Source organism: Pseudomonas sp., from assembly GCF_035512415.1.
Taxonomy (GTDB): Bacteria; Pseudomonadota; Gammaproteobacteria; order Pseudomonadales; family Pseudomonadaceae; genus Aquipseudomonas.
Window position 1 is genome coordinate 299,918 of sequence record NZ_DATKDZ010000013.1, and the last position, 17,627, is coordinate 317,544.

The following is a 17,627-nucleotide window of genomic DNA, read 5'->3' on the forward strand; positions in this document are numbered from 1 at the left end:
TCGGTAAAGGCGTTTGGCATAAGCGCGTCCGAGTGCCTAGCATTGCCCTCTTTCTGCACCGCATATAAGGATCGACCATGCATATCGACGAAGCCATCCGCAGCCGCCGCGCCGTCAAAGGCTATGACCCGGCCTTTACCCTGAGTGACGCGGAGAAGGACGAGCTGCTGCAACTGGCCCTGCTCGCGCCGTCGGCGTTCAATCTGCAGCATGTGCGTATGGTTGAGGTCAGCGACCCGGCGCTGCGTCAGCAATTGCGTGAGGTGGCCTGGGGCCAGGCGCAGGTGACCGATGCCTCGATGCTGGTGGTGGTATGCGCCAAGCTCGACAGCTGGCAGGAGGATGTCGGCCGTGTCTGGGAAGGTGCTCCCGCCGAAGTACAGTCCTATATGGCCGGCGCCATCGACACCTATTACCGCGACAAGCCGCAGGTGCAGCGCGACGAAACCATGCGCAGCTGTGGCCTGATGGCGCAGACCCTGATGCTCGCCGCGCGCGGCAAGGGTCTGGATTCCTGCCCGATGGACGGCTTCGACTTCGATGCTGTGGCCAAGCTGATCAAATTGCCGGCCAACCATGTGATCGCCCTGATGGTCGCGGTCGGCAAGAAGACCATCGAGCCAAAGCCGCGGATCGGCAAGCTGCCGTTCAATGAAGTGGTGCTGCGCAACGGCTTCTGATCGCGGGGCAGGTTTCTGAGCGGTTTGGCCATTCTTCTGCCATAACTGGGGTCAGCCGGCGGCTGTTCACAGCACTAAAGGCTGGATGACAAAAGCGCTGTTGGGGGTGAATCTGGCGGCGCTACGCGTCGGTCTGCACCCAATAAGAAGAAGCCTGAGGAACCCCCCATGTCTGCCGAGCATCTGGACGTCTTGATCATTGGTGCCGGCCTGTCCGGCATCGGTGCGGCCTATCACCTGATGAAGCATTGCCCCGGCAAACGCTTCGCCATCCTCGAAGGTCGTGCGGCGCTGGGCGGTACCTGGGATCTGTTCCGCTATCCGGGTATTCGTTCCGATTCGGACATGTTTACCCTCGGCTACAACTTCAAACCCTGGACCAACCCGCTGGCGATTGCCGACGGGCCGTCGATCCGCAGTTATATCGAAGAAACCGCGCAGGAAAATGGCATTCAGGAACATATCCGTTTTCAGCACAAGGTGCTCAAGGCCGACTGGTGCAGCGAGCGCGCCAGCTGGACCCTGCAAGTGCAGCGCGGAGAGGACGCCGAGCCGATCAAGCTGAGCTGCCAGCACCTGCTGATGTGCACCGGTTATTACCGTTACGAGGCGGGTTACACCCCGGAATTCAAAGGCCGCGAGCAGTTCCAGGGCGAGTTTATTCACCCGCAGCTGTGGCCGGAAAACTTCGATTACAGCGACAAGACTGTGGTGGTGATCGGCAGCGGCGCGACAGCGGTGACTCTGGTACCAGCGATGACCGACAAGGCCAAGCACGTGACCATGCTGCAACGCTCGCCGACCTATGTGGTGAGCCTGCCGCAGGAAGATTCGATCTCCAATGCGCTGCGCCGTTTCCTTCCAGAAACCTGGGTCTATCGCCTGGCGCGTACGCGTAACGTGGCTATCCAGCTGGGTTTCTACAAGCTTTCCAAGGCCTTTCCCAGGCTGGTGCGCAAGGCGCTGCTCGGCCTGGCCAAGCGCCAGTTGGGGGCGAATTTTGATATGCGCCACTTCAGCCCGCGCTACAAACCCTGGGATGAGCGGGTGTGCGCGGTACCCAATGGCGATCTGTTCAAGGTGCTGCGCAAGGGCAAGGCCTCGGTGGTCACTGAGCATATCGACGGCTTTACCGCCAAGGGCATCCGCCTGAAGTCCGGCCAGGTGCTGCCGGCGGATGTGATCATCAGCGCCACCGGCCTGGAGCTGCAGTTGTTTGGCGGCATGCAGGTGGCGGTGGATGGCGTGCCCTTCGATGCGGCCAAGAGCATGGGTTATCGCGGCATCATGCTGCGCGATCTGCCCAATGCCGCCGTGGTGCTGGGTTATACCAATGCCAGCTGGACCCTCAAGGCCGACCTTTCCAGCGAGTACTTCTGCCGCCTGATCCAGCATATGGACGCCATCGGCATGCGCCAGTGCACCCCGCGCGATAGCCGGCGCGAGATCAAGGATGCACCCTTTCTCGACCTGGCCAGCGGCTATATCAAGCGCGCCGCCGACAAGATTCCCACGCAGGGCGACCGTGCACCGTGGAAGCTCTACCAGAACTACCTGCTCGACCTGGCCCTGCTGCGTTACGGCAAGATCGAGGATGGCTACCTGGAATTCACCTCGTCCCAGAGCAGCCCCCAGGCCGCGGCCGTTGGTGCTAGCACCGAAAGGCTGGTGTAAGCCAAACGCCATAGTGCTTTGACGGCTATCGGCTACAGCGCGCGGACAGGTTGCCGCTTTCATATGCGGCACTAGGCCACTATCCTTGTCCGGGCATCACGGATGATCAGGCAAGAGCCTGCACCGCGTATTTTTTGCAACTACAAAGAAGAAAGGACTCTATCGTGCTACTAGCGAGCAGAAAGGATGCAGGGCAGGAAGAGCAGCGCCACCTGCCGGCGTTGCGTGCGCATATCGAGCACATGCTCGGCCAGGGCTGGGTTATCGCCGCGCGCAACCCTCTCAAGCTGCAATTCGGCCAGAAGACCTGTCAGGTCAGGCATGGCATGTTGATCAGCGAAAGCATGCTCTAAGCCTTCCCAGAGTTCCCCGAGGCCCCGGCCGGTTGTCTGTCAATCGGCCGGGGCCTTTTTTCGTTTTGTTAGCGGGTATTGCGCAGCGCTGGGCACCTCATCGCGCGCTGTTACGACCGCGCGGGCTTAGCCTGAGCGTTGCGGTAGGCCCCAGTGGGTGGCGCTCAGCCAGTCGGCAAAGGCCGCTGGCGGTAGCGGTTTGCTCAGCAGGTAGCCCTGGGCGATATCGCAGCCGAGTTGGTCCAGGCGTTCGAGAATGGCCTCGGTTTCCACCCCTTCGGCGACTATCTTCAGGCCCATGTTGTGCCCCAGTTCGATGGTCGAACGGACGATGATGTCGTCATCGGGGTTGCTTAGCAGGTCCTGGACGAAGGATTTGTCGATTTTCAACTCATGCACCGGCAGGCGTTTGAGTTGGGCCATGCTCGAGTAGCCGGTGCCGTAGTCGTCGATCGACAGCTGCACGCCCAGTTCGCACAGCTGCTGCAATTGGCCCATGGCCAGCTCCGGGTCGGCCATCACTGCGCTCTCGGTGATTTCTACCACCAGGCTGCCCGGCGCGACGCCATGCTCGGCCAGCTGGGCGGCAATAAAGCTGGCAAACTGCGCATCGGCCAGGTCCAGTGCCGAGACGTTGATCGCGGTCTTCAGGTCCAGGCCCTGCTCCTGCCAGGCGCGGCTCTGCGCCACTGCAGTGCGTACCACCCAGCGGGTCAGGGCGCAGACGTTGCCGGTCTGTTCGGCCAGAGGGATAAATTCGTCCGGCGGGATAAAGCCGTGTACCGGGTGAATCCAGCGCACCAGGCATTCCACGCCATACAGGCTGCGCGCGCGGATATTCAGTTTGGGCTGAAAGTACAGGCTGAGCTGGCCATCTTCCACCGCACCTTTCAGCTCGCTCATCAGGGCCAGGCGCAGCAGGCTGTGGCGATCCAGTTCCGGGCGGTAGAGGGCGTAGGGCGAACGCTGTGCCTTGCCCAGGTACATCGCCACTTCGGCGTGCTGCAGCAGGCTGCCGGCGCTTTCACCGTGGTCCGGATACAGGGCGATGCCCAGGGTGGCGTTGAGGGTCATGCTGATGCCGCGCACGGCGAAGGGCTCGCGCAGGGCGGCGCGGTAATGCTCGGCGGCGGGGATGACCTGGCCCGGCTGGCAGCGGGCAATCAGCAGTGCAAATTCGTCGCCACCCAGGCGCGCCAGCTGCTCGCCTGGGCGCAGCAGGGCCTGCAGGCGCTCGGCGAGCTGACAGAGCAGCTGGTCGCCGGCCTCGTGGCCGAGGGTGTCGTTAAGGTCCTTGAAGTTGTCCAGGTCCATCAACAATACCGCCACGCCTTCGCCACCCGATGCCTGGGCGATGGCCTGTTGCAGCTCGGCGACAAAGCGGTTGCGGTTGGCCAGCTCGGTCAGCGGGTCGCGGTAGGCGAGAAAGCTGATGGTGGTTTCGCGTTCGGCGATGCCTTGCTGCATGGCGACGAATTCGCGGGCGAGCAGGCCGACTTCGCCACTGGCTTGCGTCGCCATCGGTACCTGATAATCGCCGCTGGCGATGCGCCGCACGTTGTCGACCATCTGGCTTAGTGGGCGGCTGACCGTATTGGCGATCCACAGCGCGCCGAGGCCGGCCAGCAGCAGGGCGATGGCGAAGATGGTTGCCAGCTGCCATTGCAGCGGCTGGTAATCGGCCAACTCGGCGGACAGCGAGCGCATCAGCAGCACCTGCAGGCCGCCGCTGGTGCCACTTAGCGGGGCGCGCAGGGCGACCTGCTCAAGCGCCTGCAGCTCGAAGCGGAACACCCCCTGGTCGTCGGGTAGTTGCTGGTTGGCCAGTTCGGCCCGCGGCAGCGTTGCCAGGTTGCTGGCCAGGATCCGGTAGCTGCCCGGGTTGCCGTCGAGCAGGGCGACATCGGCCCCGCTGAGGCGGGCCAGGTGCGCGGTGGCCTGGTCGTCCAGTTCGAAGGCCATCAGCAGCCAGCCCATCAGGTTGGGGCGCGGGGCGAAGATCGGCGTGGCGTTGATATGCAGCACCCGTTCGCCAAACACCACCAGGCGTTCGGCGCTTTGCGGGTCGTTTTTATCCAGCAGATCACCCCAAGGCAATGGGGCACCGGGCAGCAGTTCGCCGCTGGTGCCGGCCAGAATCAACCCCTGCGGCGCGCTGACCAGGGCAAAGCTGGCCTGGCTGCGCGAGGCGAAGGATTCCAGTGCGGCGGACAGCGACTGCGCCTCCTGCTGCGGGCTGGCGATCAGATCGGCGATTTCACCGAGCAAGGTAAAGTCCTTGGCGAGCAGGTCGGCCATGGCGCTTTGCGCCTGACGGCGGCTCTGCAGCTCGTTACTCAGCACCGCGTGGGCGAAATTCAACTGCCCGGCCACCTGGCTCAGGGTGTGCTGATAGGTGGAGCGGTAGACCAGCGCCAGGAGCAGCACCATTACCGCCAGCAACAGCAGCAGAAAGAAGCCGAGAATCTTGCTGCGCAGGGTCATGGCACGTAGCCGCCTTTACCCTGGGGGCGCATGACTGGCGCTTTCGGCCGCGGGTCGCGTTTCAGCTTGCTGGTGAGTTGCCAGGTCAGTGCGCCGTCGGTTGGCACGGCTCGACTCATGGCCTCCTCCGGCTCGGCGATACGCGGGTGCCAGAGGTGCAGGGTTTGCCCGGCAGCGGCATCGAACTGCAGGCGGGCTTTGCCCTGTTTGTCGGTCTGGGCGAACCAGGGACTGTCGAGTACCAGGATAAATCCGAGCATCCAGTCATGGATATTGCAGCCCAGGGTCACCAGGCCGGGCTGGTCGAAACGTAGCTCCTGCGGCGCGGCCTTCTGCTGGTGCAGGCGCAGTTCGAAGCGTTTGGCCGGCGAGAAGGAGTAAACGTGGTGGTTGATCGGGTCGGAGTTGGGAAAGCTCACCGTGGTGCCCACCTGCACCGGCAGGATATAGGGGGTGAACTGGCGTTTTTTCTGGTCCATCAGCGCAGTGGTGGGCTGAGTTTGCGTCGCCCCCGGTTCGACCCAGAACACCGCGTCGCTGAGCGGTTTGCCCCGGTTATCGAGTAGCTCGATCTCCAGGTTCGCGGCCTGCGCCAGTGTGCCCAGCAGCGCCAGCAGCAGCGCCAAAGCCGATTTCAGCATTATCGATTCCCCAAGACTGCACGACAGTAGCCGTCAGTATAGGAAGGCTTGCCCCATTACGGGCGATCAGTGCTGGGCGATCTGCAGGATCTGTTCGATCAGCCAGTGCAGCGCCGGGTCGCGCTGGCGTTGGGCCAGGCTGACGATTTCCAGATGAAACGGCCCCAGGGCGAACGGCAGCTCGAACAGTTGCAGCGGCAGCAGGCTGGCGAAGTGGCGCGCCAGCTGGGTCGGTAGCACGGCGGCCAGTTCACTGCTGGCGACGATATGCGCGGCCTGCAGGTAGTTGGGCGTGGTGTAGAGAATTTCCCGGCACAGGCCCTGTTCGCCCAGCCACTGGTCGACCATGCCGCGGGTCTGACCGCCATGCACCCAGAGATGGCGCAGCTGTAGAAAGGTCGGCAGGTCCATGGGCCCACTGACTAGGGGATGATCGCGGCGCAGCGCCAGTTGCAGGGTTTCGCTCATCCAGTGCTGGCGGGCAAAGCGCGCGGGGATTTCCTCGAAGCGCCCCAGCACCAGGTCCAGCTCACCCTTGTCCAGCGCCTCGGCCGGCAGGCTGGGGCTCAGGTGGCGGATGTCGATGCGCATGCCAGGTGCCTGCTGGCTGAGCTGTTTGAGCAGGCGCGGCATGCAGATCAGCTCGACGTAGTCGGTGACGGCGATGCTGAAGTGCTGACGGCTGCTGGCCGGGTCGAACACTTCACCGGCGCTAAGGCTCTGCTCAATCTGCTGCAGGGCGGCGCGGATCGGCGTTTCCAGCGCCTGGGCTCGCGGTGTCGGCTGCATGCTGCGGCCAACCCGTACCAGCAGCGGGTCGTCGAGCAGTACGCGCAGGCGATTGAGGGCGTTGCTCACCGCCGGCTGACTGAGCGAAAGACGTTCGGCCGCGCGGGAGACGTTCTGCTCGCGCATCAGCGCATCGAACACGCGCAGCAGGTTGAGGTCGAAGGTTGAGATATTCACTGGCTGAATACGACTTATCACAAGACTAAATTTCAAAAATAGTAACGCCTTGCTTATGGTGGTGGGCGAATTTTCTTCGCCTGGATGGGTTCGTGCTGAATGGCGCGTGCGCACGCGCGGTCTTTTGTAGGAGCGGCGGGGACGCCTAGTCCCGTGGCCGCGAATCGCGGGCATGGCCCGCTCCTACAGAAATAGCGATCAGGCGTCATGCCCATTTATTCTCCAGCCAGAGGACCCTCGATGAACCACTCCGCTTTTACCGTTCAGCAGGCCGCCGTAATCGGCGCGGGCACCATGGGCCGCGGTATCGTGATGAGCCTGGCCAACGCCGGCATTCAGGTGCTGTGGCTGGACAACAACCCGCAGATGCTCGAACAGGCCATAACCGTGGTGGCGCAGACCAACGCGCATAACGTCAAACTGGGTCGTATCAGCGAAGAGCAGTCGGCCGCGCGCCTGGCCTGCGTCACCCCGGTGGGCGAATATGCCGCGCTGGCCGACGCCGATCTGGTGATCGAGGCGGTGTACGAGAACCTGGAGCTCAAGCAGCAGATCTTCCGCACGCTCGACGCCACCCTGAAGCCGGGGGCTATTCTCGCCAGCAACACTTCGGCGCTGGATATCGACGCGATTGCCGCCGTGACCAAACGCCCCGAGCAGGTGCTGGGTCTGCACTTCTTCAGCCCGGCGCACATCATGAAGCTGCTGGAAATCGTTCGCGGTGCGCATACCGCCCCTGCGGTGCTGGACGCGGCTGTGGCCCTGGGCCAGCGTATCGGCAAGGTCAGCGTGGTGGCGGGTAACTGCGACGGTTTTATCGGCAATCGCATGCTCCACACCTATGTACGCGAGGCGCGCATGTTGCTGCTTGAAGGTGCCTATCCGCATCAGGTCGACGCCGCGCTGCAGGGTTTTGGCTTCGCCATGGGCCCGTTCCGTATGTACGACGTGGTCGGCATCGATCTGGAGTGGCGCGCCCGCGAGCTGGCCGGCAAGGGCCAGGATGATCCGGCGGTGCAGGTGGACAATCGCCTCTGTGGCCTCGGCCGTTTTGGCCAGAAGGTGGGTATGGGTTATTACCGCTACGCCGAGGGCAGCCGCCAGGCCGAGCATGACCCGGAGGTGGATGCGCTGGTGCTGCAGGTATCCGAGCAGCTGGGTTTTGTCCGCCGCGAGATTGGCCCCGAGGAAATTCTCGAACGCTGCCTGCTGGCGCTGGTCAACGAGGGCGCGAAAATCCTTGAAGAGAATATCGCCGCCAATAGCCACGACATCGATCTGGTCTATCTCAATGGCTATGGCTTCCCGGCCGACAAGGGCGGGCCGATGACCTGGGCCGATAGCCAGGGTGCGGCGGATATCCTCAAGCGTTTGCAAAACCTGCAGGCGCACTTCGGCAAGCACTGGCAGCCGGCGGCACTGATTGAAAAACTGGCCAGCAGCGGCCAGCGCTTTGTTGATGTACAGGAGGGCCGGGTATGAGCTACCAGGCCCCGCTGCGCGATATGCGCTTTGTGCTGCACGAACTGTTCGATATCAGCGGCCACTGCGAACTGCTCGGCAATGGTCTCGACCGCGAGCTGATTGACGGCGTGCTGGAAGAGGGCGCGCGCTACGCCGCCGAGGTGGTGGCACCGCTGAATCGCAATAGCGACGAGCAGGGTTGCCAGCTCAGCGATGGCCAGGTGAGCACCCCGGACGGCTTTGCCGAGGCCTATCAGCAATATGTCGACAACGGCTGGGCGAGCATGACCGGGCCGAGTGAGTACGGCGGCCAGGCGCTGCCGCAGATGCTCGCCTGCAACTTCCACGAGATGCTGATGGGTGCTTCGCTGTCGTTCCGGGTGTATTCCGGGCTGACCGAGGGTGCGGTGCTGGCGCTGTACAAGCACGGCAGCGAATCGCTGAAAAACACCTACTTGCACAAGCTGGTTAGTGGCCAATGGGCCGGCACCATGTGCCTGACCGAACCCCAGGCCGGCACCGACCTGGCGCTGCTGCGCACCAAGGCCGAGCCGCAAGCGGACGGCAGCTACAAGGTCAGCGGTAGCAAGATTTTTATCAGCGGCGGCGAGCAGGATCTGTCTGAGAACATTATTCACCTGGTACTGGCGCGTCTGCCGGATGCGCCTGCGGGGGTGAAGGGCATCAGCCTGCTGCTGGTGCCGAAATTTATCGCCGCGGCCGACGGCACGCCTGGTGAGCGCAATGCGCTGTCCTGCGGTGCCATCGAGCACAAGATGGGCATCAAGGGTGCGTCCACCTGCGTGATGAACTTTGACGGCGCCACTGGCTGGCTGATCGGCGAAGCCAACCAGGGCCTGGCCTGCATGTTTACCATGATGAACGATGCGCGCTTTCAGGTTGGTTTGCAGGGCTTAGGGATAGGCGAGGCGGCCTTTCAGGGTGCCCTGCGTTACGCCCGCGAGCGCTTGCAGTCGCGCGCCCTCAGCGGGCCGGCCGAGCCGGGCAAGGCGGCCGATCCGATCATCAATCACCCCGATGTGCGACGCATGTTGCTGACCCAGAAGAGCCTGGTCGAAGGCAGTCGCATGCTCGCGGCCTACTGCGCGCGCCAGCTCGATCTTGAGCACGGTCATCCGGACGCAAGCGCACGCAAGGCCGCCGGCAAACGCGCGGCGCTGCTGATCCCGATCGTCAAAGCCTTCTTTACCGATATGGGCCAGGAAGTCGCCAGCCATGCGGTGCAGGTGTATGGCGGTCACGGCTTTATCCGCGAATGGGGCATCGAGCAGCTGATGCGCGACAGCCGCATTACCCAACTTTATGAAGGCACCAACGGCATTCAGGCGCTGGACTATATCCGCCGCAAGGTGCTCGGCGACGGCGGTGCCGAACTGTCGGCGTTGCAGGCCGAATTCAGCGAGCTGTGTGATACCCAGGCTGGCTGCCCGACCCTGGTCGCGCTGGCTAAAACGGTGCAGGCGCGTCTGGGCGAGTGGCGCGAGCTGAGCAGCGAAGTGATTGCCGCCAGCCAGCGCGATGTGCAGGAAATTGGCGCGGTGTCGGTGGATTTCCTCCAGTATTCAGCCTATGTGTTGCTGGCCGGCTTCTGGCTGCAGGCGGCGGCGCGGGCGCAGGATGCCCTGGAGGCGGGTAGCGGCGAGGCAGCGTTCTATCAGGCCAAGCTGCAGTCAGCCGACTTCTACCTGCGTCGGGTGTTGCCGCGGGCCAGTGCCCACCGCGAGTCCCTGCTGGGTGGTGCAAACTGCTTGATGGCCATGGATGAGGCGAGTTTCGCCTTCTGAATCTGCGTAGGGTGCGCCGCGCGCACCGAATTGTGCCGAACACACAAGAGGATCACCCCATGCTGCCCTTTAGCTTTGCCACCACCGCGCAGATTCTCTGCGAAATCGGCGCGTCCCGGCGTCTGGCCGATCTGTGTCGCGAGCGCGGCGCGCAGCGGGTACTGATCGTCACCGATCCGGGCATCAGCAAGCTCGGCCTGCTGGACGAGGTGCTGCCAGGGTTTGCCCGCACGGAGCTGACGGTCGAGGTATTCGATCAGGTGGTCGCCGACCCACCCGAGGATATTTTACTGGCGGCAGTGGAGCAGGCCCTGGCGCTCAAGGCGCAGCTGATCATCGGCTTTGGCGGCGGCAGTTCGATGGATGTGGCCAAGCTGGTAGCGCTACTGGCCCATCCTGACTGCGCTCAGGCGTTGGCGCAGATCTATGGCGTCGGCAATGCCCGGGGTCAGCGCCTGCCGCTGATTCTGGTTCCGACCACCGCCGGCACCGGTTCGGAAGTCACGCAGATCTCCATTATCACCACCGGTGCAACCACCAAGATGGGCGTGGTCTCGCCGCTGCTGCTGCCGGACCTGGCGCTGCTCGATGCCGAGCTGACCCTCGGCCTGCCGCCAGCGGTCACCGCCGCCACCGGTATCGACGCCATGGTGCATGCCATCGAGGCCTACACCAGCGCACTGAAAAAGAACCCGTTGTCCGACCTGCTGGCCCGCGAAGCACTGCGCCTGCTGGCGGCCAATCTGGATAAGGTGGTGCATGACGGATCTGATCGCGAGGCGCGTCAGGCCATGTTGTTGGGCTCCTGCCTGGCCGGTCAGGCGTTTGCCAATGCCCCGGTGGCAGCGGTGCATGCCCTGGCCTATCCCTTGGGCGGGCATTTCCATATTCCCCACGGCCTGTCCAATGCCCTGGTACTGCCGCATGTGCTGGGCTTCAACGCCAGCGTGGCCGCGCCGCTGTATGCCGAGCTGGCCCCGCTGGTGCTGGGCGAGCAGTTGCGCGCTGGTGGCGTATTGCAGCAGGCCGAGCAGTTTATCGGCGCTATGGCCGACTTCAGTGTGCGCAGCGGCCTACCGACGCGCCTGCGTGATGCCGGTGTGCCGCAAGCTATGCTGCCGACCCTGGCCAGCGACGCCATGCAGCAACAGCGCCTGTTGGTGAACAACCCGCGAGAAATGACCGAGGCCCATGCACTGGCCATCTATCAGGTGGCCTATTGAAGCCGTTTGGTATCTGTAAGCGTTCTCGACTTGTAGGAGCGGCCTTGGCCGCGATTGGCAGTCAAGGTGCCACGGAAATTCGCGGGCAAGCCGGAGTGCCGCCCAGCCGCTCCTACAAAAGCAGGGATGCTTGTGTTTCCCGCTAACTTCAAGGAATGCCGATGAACCAACCCCAACACCTGCGCAGCGATTACCGGCATTTCCAGCCGATCACCACCCGCTGGCATGACAACGACGTCTACGGCCACGTAAACAACGTTACCTATTACAGCTTCTTCGACAGCGCGGTGAACACCTACTTAATCGAAGTTGGCGGCCTGGATATCCATAACGGCGAGGTGGTGGGCTTTGTGGTCAGCTCCAGCTGCGATTACTTCGCCTCTATCGCCTTCCCTGAGCGCATCGAGATCGGCCTGCGCGTCGGCAAGCTGGGCAATAGTTCGGTGCAGTATGAGCTGGCGGTGTTCAAGGCGGAGGAAGACGAGGCCTGCGCGGCCGGGCGCTTTGTGCATGTCTTCGTCGACCGCAGCAGTAACCGGCCGGTGAGCATTCCCGAGAACCTGCGGGCGGCGTTGACGGTGCTGCTGATGGAGCCGGCTGTGTAGGAGGCGCTTTAGCGGCGAGCTTCTACGCTGCAGTCGCGTAAAGCGGGGTACCGCCCAGCCCCTCCCACATAAACAAAAAGCCGCTAATTAGCGGCTTTTTGCTCACGGTACTCAGTGGTGCCTGTGTTTGTTCTTTTTGTGTTTCTTGTGCTTTTTGCCATGGTAGTGGCCGCGGTCACGCTCGCTGCCGCCTGCGTATTCATTGGCCAGTGCACCACCGGCTGCACCGCCCAGGCCGGCACCGATGGTCGAACCGGTGCTGCCGCCAACGTGGCCACCCAGCACCGAGCCGCCTGCGGCACCCAGACCGCCACCCAGGGCGGCTTCGGTCTTGCGGCCGTCGCGGGCGGTAACCACGCCGCCGGCTGCGCCGCCCAGACCGGCACCAATGGCCGCCCCGGTGCTACCGCCAACCTGCTGGCCAATCACGTTGCCCAAGGCTCCGCCAACGCCGCTGCCGATGGCAACTTTGCCGGTATCGCCGGCATGGGCCAGGGGGCTCAGCAATACGCTGAGGGTCAGTGCAGATAAAAGAGTACGCATAGGGCAAACCTCGACAACAGAAACGGATTTGTGAAGGCTTAGAGCCATGATGGGCGGGAAAAGTTCCTTCTCCCGTAGTGTAACTGTGCGCGCTGTCACGGATTCGCCAATGTGCTTGCAGCGTAGGGGCCTTTGCAGGGGCGGAAACTATGCCGCAGCAAAGACTGTCTAGACTCTTCGCAGCCAGGCGATTGTCGACCTGGACCTAGGAGCCTGTCGGACTTAACGCTGTTCTACTGCGGAAAAACCGGCCTCGGCCATTTTTGCTGCTCTTTCTCGTTAAATAGCTCGCTATTCGCCTCGAAAGACCAACAAAACTGACTCGATCCGAATTGTCGGACCACGGACTTTCCCTCGCTACGAACGGTCAAGCCCGACAGGCTCCTAGCCATCGAATGAAGAGGGTTTTGCATGAGCATGTTCGCCTTTGTCAAAGAAGCCGGGGTCAAACTCTGGGAGTCGCTGGTTGGTCAGGAGGCGCAGGCCGCCGAGTCGCTTACGGCGCATGTGGCCAAGGTGGGGTTGGGCAATCCGAATATCCAGGTCAGCGTCGAGGGTGAGAAGGTCATCGTCCGCGGCGAAGTGGCCAGCCAGGAAGAGAAGGAGAAAATCCTCTTGGCCCTGGGCAATGTGGCCGGTGTGGCCGAAGTGGAAGACCATATCAGCGTGACCACCCCAGCTCCGGCGGCGCGCTTTGTCACCGTGAAGAAGGGCGACACCCTGAGCGCGATTGCCAAGGCCGAATACGGCAATGCCAATGCCTACCCGAAAATCTTCGAAGCCAACAAACCGATGCTCAGCCACCCGGACAAGATCTATCCGGGCCAGGTGCTGCGTATTCCGTAGGGCGGATGTCGCTTTTTACATCCGCCAGAATGGCCTTCGGCAGCCACAGGTGGAAAACGCTTCGCGGTTTTCCACCCTACAGGCCTTGCAACAGTTCGCGGTAATCCTCCACCGCAGCAAATTCCTCGGTGTCCTTCGGTGCCGCCTGGCTATCGGGCTGGCGCACGGCGAGCAGGTGGCCGACGCCAAAGCGTCCGGCGCTGCGCAGGATCGGCAGGCTGTCATCGATAAACAGGCTGCGCGCCGGAGTAAACGGACAGTCCAGTTGCAGGGCATGCCAGAACTGCTGGTCTTCCTTGGGGAAGCCATAGTCGTGGGAACTGATCAGTCGGTCGAAGTAAGGTGCCAGTTCGATGCGCTCCAGCTTTAGCGACAGCGAATCGCGGTGCGCGTTGGTGATCAGGACCACCTGCTTGCCGGCTTGGCGCAGGGCTTGGATAAAGGTGTCGGCGTCTGGGCGCAGGGCGATCAGATGCGCCACTTCACGCTTGAGGTCGCGGATCGACAACTTCAGCTCGCGGCTCCAGAAATCCGTGCAGTACCAGTTGAGCGTGCCGGCGTGTTCGCGGAACAGCGGTAGCAGCTCGGCGTCGGCCAGCGCCCGGCTGATGCCATGGTGCTCGGCATAGCGCTGGGGCAGGTGCTGTAACCAGAAGTGGTTGTCGAAGTGCAGGTCGAGCAGGGTGCCGTCCATATCCAGCAGGACGGTGTCGATGGCGTTCCAGGGTAATGGGGGCATGGCGGCTTCTTGATGGCAGGTTGTGCAGGCTGTCGCGCGTGGTCGCGTTATCGTCGCTATTGCGCAATCTCAGCCGCAGATAATCGGAAAAGCCGCGTTATGATAACCCGCCAGGTCATGCCAAGGAGCCGCCCCATGCGTCAGAAACCCACCGTACTCGCTCGCGAGATAGTCGCCAGCAGTCGCCTGTTCCGTGTCGAGGAGCTGCAGCTGCGCTTCAGCAACGGCGTGGAGCGCACCTACGAGCGACTGGTGGGCAAGGGCGTGGGCTATGGTGCGGTGATGGTGGTGGCCATGGCCGATGCCGAGCATGCCTTGCTGGTGGAGGAGTACTGCGGCGGCACTGACGACTACCAGCTGTCGCTGCCCAAGGGCTTGATCGAGCCGGGCGAGGATGCTCTGGTGGCGGCCAACCGCGAACTCAAGGAGGAGGCCGGTTTCGGTGCGCGGCAGCTGGAGTACCTGACCGAGCTGAGTCTGTCGCCGGGTTATATGAGCCAGAAAATTCAGGTGGTACTGGCCTGGGACCTGTTCGAGGAGCGCTTGCCGGGCGATGAGCCCGAGCCGATGCGCGTCGACAAGGTCAACCTGCGCGAGCTGTCGAGTCTGATCCAGCACCCGCAATTCAGCGAAGGCCGTGCCCTGGCGGCGCTCTATCTGGCCCGCGACCTTTTGATCCAGCGTGGAGCCTTTAGCCTGTGAGCCATCCCCATATGAGCGGCCATCCGCTGATTCCCGCAGTTATCGAACTGGTGCGCCAGGCCGGTGCCGCCATCCTGCCGCACTGGCGCAACGATGTGCTGGTGCACGAAAAGGCCGACGCCTCGCCGGTAACCGCCGCCGATATGGCCGCCCATCATATTCTCGACGCCGGCCTGACCGCCCTCGACCCGAGCATCCCGGTACTGTCCGAGGAGGCCGCGGATATCGCCCTGAGCGAACGCGCCCAGTGGCACCGCTGGTGGCTGGTTGATCCGCTGGACGGCACCAAGGAATTTATCGCTGGCAGTGAGGAGTTCACCGTCAATGTGGCGCTGATCGAAGACGGCCGCGTGGTGTTCGGCGTGGTCGGCATTCCGGCCAATGGTCGCTGCTATTACGGCGGTGCTGGCCTCGGGGCCTGGCGCGCCGATGCGGCGGGTGTCAGCGCGGCGATCAGCGTGCGCCTGGCCCCGGAAGACGCCTTCACCCTGGTGGCCAGTCGTCGCCATTCCAGCCCGGCCCAGGAGGCCTTGCTGACAGGCCTGAGCGAACGCTTCGGCGACCTGCAACTGGCCAGCGTCGGCAGCTCGCTGAAGTTTTGCCTGCTGGCCGAAGGCAATGCCGATTGCTACCCGCGCCTGGCCCCGACTTCGCAGTGGGACACTGCCGCCGCCCAGGGCGTGCTGGAAGGTGCGGGCGGCGAGGTGCTCGATCTCAAGGGGGAGGTGCTGGGCTATAAGGCGCGCGAATCCCTGCTTAACCCGTCCTTTCTGGCCCTGCCCGCTGCCGCCGAATGGCGCGCCGAGTTGATTCAGCTGGCTCGCGCGCTGGATTGACCCAGTGCATTGAACCGTAGGAGCGGCCTTGGCCGCGATGGGTTTTGAGCTTGATCGCGGGCAAGCCCGCTCCTACAGATGCAACGGCGGCTCGGCTTACTCGAGCATATCGCCGTAGCGCTCGTCCTTCTTGAACACCAGTGGCTGGGCGAAGCCCGGCACCTTGATCTGCTCGCGGCTGATTTCGATACCCTTGTCGTCGATCAGGTCGTTGCCGAAGTTGTAGATGATCCCCAGATCCCCCAGCAGGGCCTGGGCGTCGTAGGCCTGGGCGGCGGCGCGGGTGGCTTCGCGGCGCTGCAAGTAGGCGGCAAAGGCTGTTTCGCCATGGCGCTTGCGCAGCATCTTCTCGACCACATGGGGTGCTAGCAGCAGCGCGCTGGCGTTATTGCCGCCAAAACCCTTGGAGTTGATAACGCACAGGTCCAGCTGCTCCGGGGCGCGGGTACGGTCGCGGGTGGCGAAGCTTAGGTGCTGCTGGTGCACGTCGTCTGCCACTTCATCGATGGTCTTGATGCCCGGGATGATGCCGTATTTGAAGCTGCCCAAGGCGGAGATCACCTGGTCGCCGCTGGCGGTGGCCAGGGAGTGGCCGACAAAGGCTTTTACCGCGGTGACCGGCCACTGCTCGATGGCAAAGGCGCTGGCGATACGGTCGAGGATTTCCGACTCGGTCACCCGGTTGGCCGGGGTGCTGGAGCCGTGGGCGTGGACGAAGCTGCGCTCGCGCACCGCGTCGATCCCCAGCAGTTGCACGGCGCTGGCCACGGCCTTGGCCACGGTCAGGTAGTTGCCCGGGCCGGGGGCGGAAATGGATTTCTTGAAACCATCGGCGTTGATAAATACGTCCGGTACCGCACCGTGGATATCCGCGCCCAGCTCCAGGGCCAGGGCGTCGTCCATCAGCACCACGAACTGGCAGGCCTCGGCCAGGGTAAAGCCGCAGTTGTCGCCAAACGGGCGGCTGGCACGGCGGAAGTCCACCGCCTCCTTGCCTTCGATCTGCCGTAGGCCATCTTCGGTGGCCAGGGCACCCATGGCCCCGTAACCCTCGATGCATTCCTGGTTGATCGGTGCTTCGCTGTTGCCGACGATGGCCACCCGCGCCTTGCCCGAGGCGATCAGCTCGATGCCCTTCTGCAGGTTGTAGAGGAAGGTGGCGCAGGCACCGGTGATGCTGCCGGTGGTGCCGACGCTGCCCAACACATAGGCGTTGATAAAGTCCGCCGGCATGGTGTTGAGGCCCAGGGCCAACTGCTTGGCGGTAACCCGGCCGCCCTTGAGGCGCGACTGCATCAGGCCGCCGAAACCGTTTTCGTCGAGCTGGCTCATGATGCTGCCGGCGAATACCGCCACTTCGTCCGGGGCCACGCGCTGCATGATGGCCTGCCAGTCGATGCCGGTGGCGCGCAGGGCGTCGGTCACGCCGACTATGGTCATGGCCAGGCCGCGCGGGTGGAAGCGGGCGTTGTACAGCTCGCTCGGCTCGAAGCCGGTGGGCAGCTGGCCGGCGGATTTCACCGGCAGGGCGCGGTAGCTGTCGACCTTGAATTCGCAGTTGTCGTGCAGGGTCACCAGCACTTCGCTGGCGTTCAGCTCGTCCACCGTCCAGTCGCTGGGCAGCGGGTCGGGCAGGTGCTTGCGCAGGGTGATAAAGCTCAGCGGGTGACCGGCGGTGGCGCTGATATCGATGGTCTTCTGCCAGTGGGCGGCGTCGGGGTCCAGGTGCTGTTTTTCGATGCGCCGCACCAGGGTCGAGGCGAGGATCTGCTCGGCGAAGCGGCTGTCGATCTCGGCCAGGCTCAGGGCCTTGCCCTCGTCATCGTAATGGCTGCCATCGACCACCTGGATCAGCTTCATCATCACCGCCAGGCCGGCCAGGGTCTGCTGGCGCGCGGCGCTGTCCATCGATTCGATCACGGTGCGGCGGAAGCCATGGTGAAAGGAGCTGCGCCCGGCCGCGTTGTAGCCACCAAAACCAACGATCACAGGTAGACGTGAGGTCACTCGAAAACTCCTTCTGAAGATGTCGCCGGGCAAGCGCAGATAACGCGATAAAGACTTGC

Annotated in this window: 16 protein-coding genes; 10 read left to right on the forward strand and 6 right to left on the reverse strand. The window is 63.4% G+C overall.

The genetic code is table 11. From position 1 onward, the window contains the following. The first annotated feature begins 77 nt into the window (after nucleotides 1-77). The 3 genes from VMP31_RS06940 to VMP31_RS06950 all read left to right on the forward strand — a co-directional run bounded on the left by VMP31_RS06940 (nucleotide 78) and on the right by VMP31_RS06950 (nucleotide 2,707). Nucleotides 78-680, forward strand: a complete 603-nt coding sequence (locus tag VMP31_RS06940; protein WP_325505427.1) for a nitroreductase family protein — start codon at nucleotides 78-80, stop codon at nucleotides 678-680. Between the two features lie 168 nt (nucleotides 681-848). Beyond that, nucleotides 849-2,354 (forward strand): NAD(P)/FAD-dependent oxidoreductase, encoded by a 1,506-nt coding sequence (locus tag VMP31_RS06945; protein WP_325505429.1) that lies wholly within the window; start codon nucleotides 849-851, stop codon nucleotides 2,352-2,354. Nucleotides 2,355-2,518: 164 nt separating this feature from the next. Then, nucleotides 2,519-2,707 carry a hypothetical protein gene (locus tag VMP31_RS06950; protein ID WP_325505431.1) on the forward strand — a complete coding sequence of 63 codons (189 nt, stop codon included), beginning with the start codon at nucleotides 2,519-2,521 and terminating at the stop codon, nucleotides 2,705-2,707. Nucleotides 2,708-2,833: 126 nt separating this feature from the next. Here VMP31_RS06950 and VMP31_RS06955 read toward each other — a convergent pair whose 3' ends face one another. From VMP31_RS06955 to VMP31_RS06965, 3 genes are all read right to left on the reverse strand, one after another. Then, the gene (locus tag VMP31_RS06955; RefSeq protein WP_325505433.1) at nucleotides 2,834-5,191 is read right to left on the reverse strand and encodes a putative bifunctional diguanylate cyclase/phosphodiesterase; all 2,358 of its coding nucleotides are present in this window, start codon (nucleotides 5,189-5,191) and stop codon (nucleotides 2,834-2,836) included. Continuing rightward, a complete protein-coding gene (locus VMP31_RS06960; RefSeq protein ID WP_325505435.1) occupies nucleotides 5,188-5,832 on the reverse strand; it encodes a methylamine utilization protein in 645 nt (214 codons plus the stop codon). The genes VMP31_RS06955 and VMP31_RS06960 overlap by 4 nt, the downstream gene beginning before the upstream one ends. 66 nt (nucleotides 5,833-5,898) lie before the next feature. Beyond that, on the reverse strand, nucleotides 5,899-6,798 hold the full coding sequence (locus VMP31_RS06965) for a LysR family transcriptional regulator (RefSeq protein WP_325505437.1): 900 nt from the start codon (nucleotides 6,796-6,798) through the stop codon (nucleotides 5,899-5,901). 240 nt (nucleotides 6,799-7,038) lie between these two features. Here VMP31_RS06965 and VMP31_RS06970 point away from each other — a divergent pair, with 240 nt between their 5' ends. The 4 genes from VMP31_RS06970 to VMP31_RS06985 all read left to right on the forward strand — a co-directional run bounded on the left by VMP31_RS06970 (nucleotide 7,039) and on the right by VMP31_RS06985 (nucleotide 11,895). Further along, the gene (locus tag VMP31_RS06970; RefSeq protein WP_325505439.1) at nucleotides 7,039-8,280 is read left to right on the forward strand and encodes a 3-hydroxyacyl-CoA dehydrogenase; all 1,242 of its coding nucleotides are present in this window, start codon (nucleotides 7,039-7,041) and stop codon (nucleotides 8,278-8,280) included. Continuing rightward, on the forward strand, nucleotides 8,277-10,067 hold the full coding sequence (locus VMP31_RS06975; RefSeq protein ID WP_325505440.1) for an acyl-CoA dehydrogenase C-terminal domain-containing protein: 1,791 nt from the start codon (nucleotides 8,277-8,279) through the stop codon (nucleotides 10,065-10,067). The genes VMP31_RS06970 and VMP31_RS06975 overlap by 4 nt, the downstream gene beginning before the upstream one ends. A 59-nt stretch (nucleotides 10,068-10,126) precedes the next feature. After that, nucleotides 10,127-11,290: an iron-containing alcohol dehydrogenase gene (locus tag VMP31_RS06980; protein ID WP_325505442.1), complete on the forward strand. Its 1,164-nt coding sequence runs from the start codon at nucleotides 10,127-10,129 to the stop codon at nucleotides 11,288-11,290. A gap of 161 nt (nucleotides 11,291-11,451) precedes the next feature. After that, nucleotides 11,452-11,895, forward strand: coding sequence for a thioesterase family protein (locus VMP31_RS06985; RefSeq protein ID WP_325505444.1), 444 nt, complete (start codon nucleotides 11,452-11,454; stop codon nucleotides 11,893-11,895). Between the two features lie 111 nt (nucleotides 11,896-12,006). On the opposite strand, the gene VMP31_RS06990 is transcribed toward VMP31_RS06985, so the two are convergent. Continuing rightward, nucleotides 12,007-12,438: a glycine zipper domain-containing protein gene (locus VMP31_RS06990; RefSeq protein WP_325505446.1), complete on the reverse strand. Its 432-nt coding sequence runs from the start codon at nucleotides 12,436-12,438 to the stop codon at nucleotides 12,007-12,009. 411 nt (nucleotides 12,439-12,849) lie between these two features. Here VMP31_RS06990 and lysM point away from each other — a divergent pair, with 411 nt between their 5' ends. Next, nucleotides 12,850-13,284 (forward strand): peptidoglycan-binding protein LysM, encoded by a 435-nt coding sequence (lysM, locus tag VMP31_RS06995; RefSeq protein WP_325505448.1) that lies wholly within the window; start codon nucleotides 12,850-12,852, stop codon nucleotides 13,282-13,284. 76 nt (nucleotides 13,285-13,360) lie between these two features. On the opposite strand, the gene yrfG is transcribed toward lysM, so the two are convergent. After that, entirely contained in the window at nucleotides 13,361-14,023 is a 663-nt protein-coding gene (gene yrfG, locus VMP31_RS07000) for a GMP/IMP nucleotidase (RefSeq protein ID WP_325505450.1), read from the reverse strand. A 135-nt stretch (nucleotides 14,024-14,158) separates the two neighbouring features. Between yrfG and nudE the strand changes: the two genes are divergently transcribed. Both nudE and cysQ read left to right on the forward strand, forming a co-directional pair. Then, nucleotides 14,159-14,725: an ADP compounds hydrolase NudE gene (gene nudE, locus VMP31_RS07005; protein WP_325505452.1), complete on the forward strand. Its 567-nt coding sequence runs from the start codon at nucleotides 14,159-14,161 to the stop codon at nucleotides 14,723-14,725. An 11-nt stretch (nucleotides 14,726-14,736) separates the two neighbouring features. After that, nucleotides 14,737-15,561, forward strand: coding sequence for a 3'(2'),5'-bisphosphate nucleotidase CysQ (gene cysQ / locus VMP31_RS07010; RefSeq protein ID WP_325506116.1), 825 nt, complete (start codon nucleotides 14,737-14,739; stop codon nucleotides 15,559-15,561). A gap of 96 nt (nucleotides 15,562-15,657) precedes the next feature. On the opposite strand, the gene VMP31_RS07015 is transcribed toward cysQ, so the two are convergent. Next, entirely contained in the window at nucleotides 15,658-17,568 is a 1,911-nt protein-coding gene (locus VMP31_RS07015) for a beta-ketoacyl synthase (protein ID WP_325505454.1), read from the reverse strand. Nucleotides 17,569-17,627: the final 59 nt, after the last annotated feature.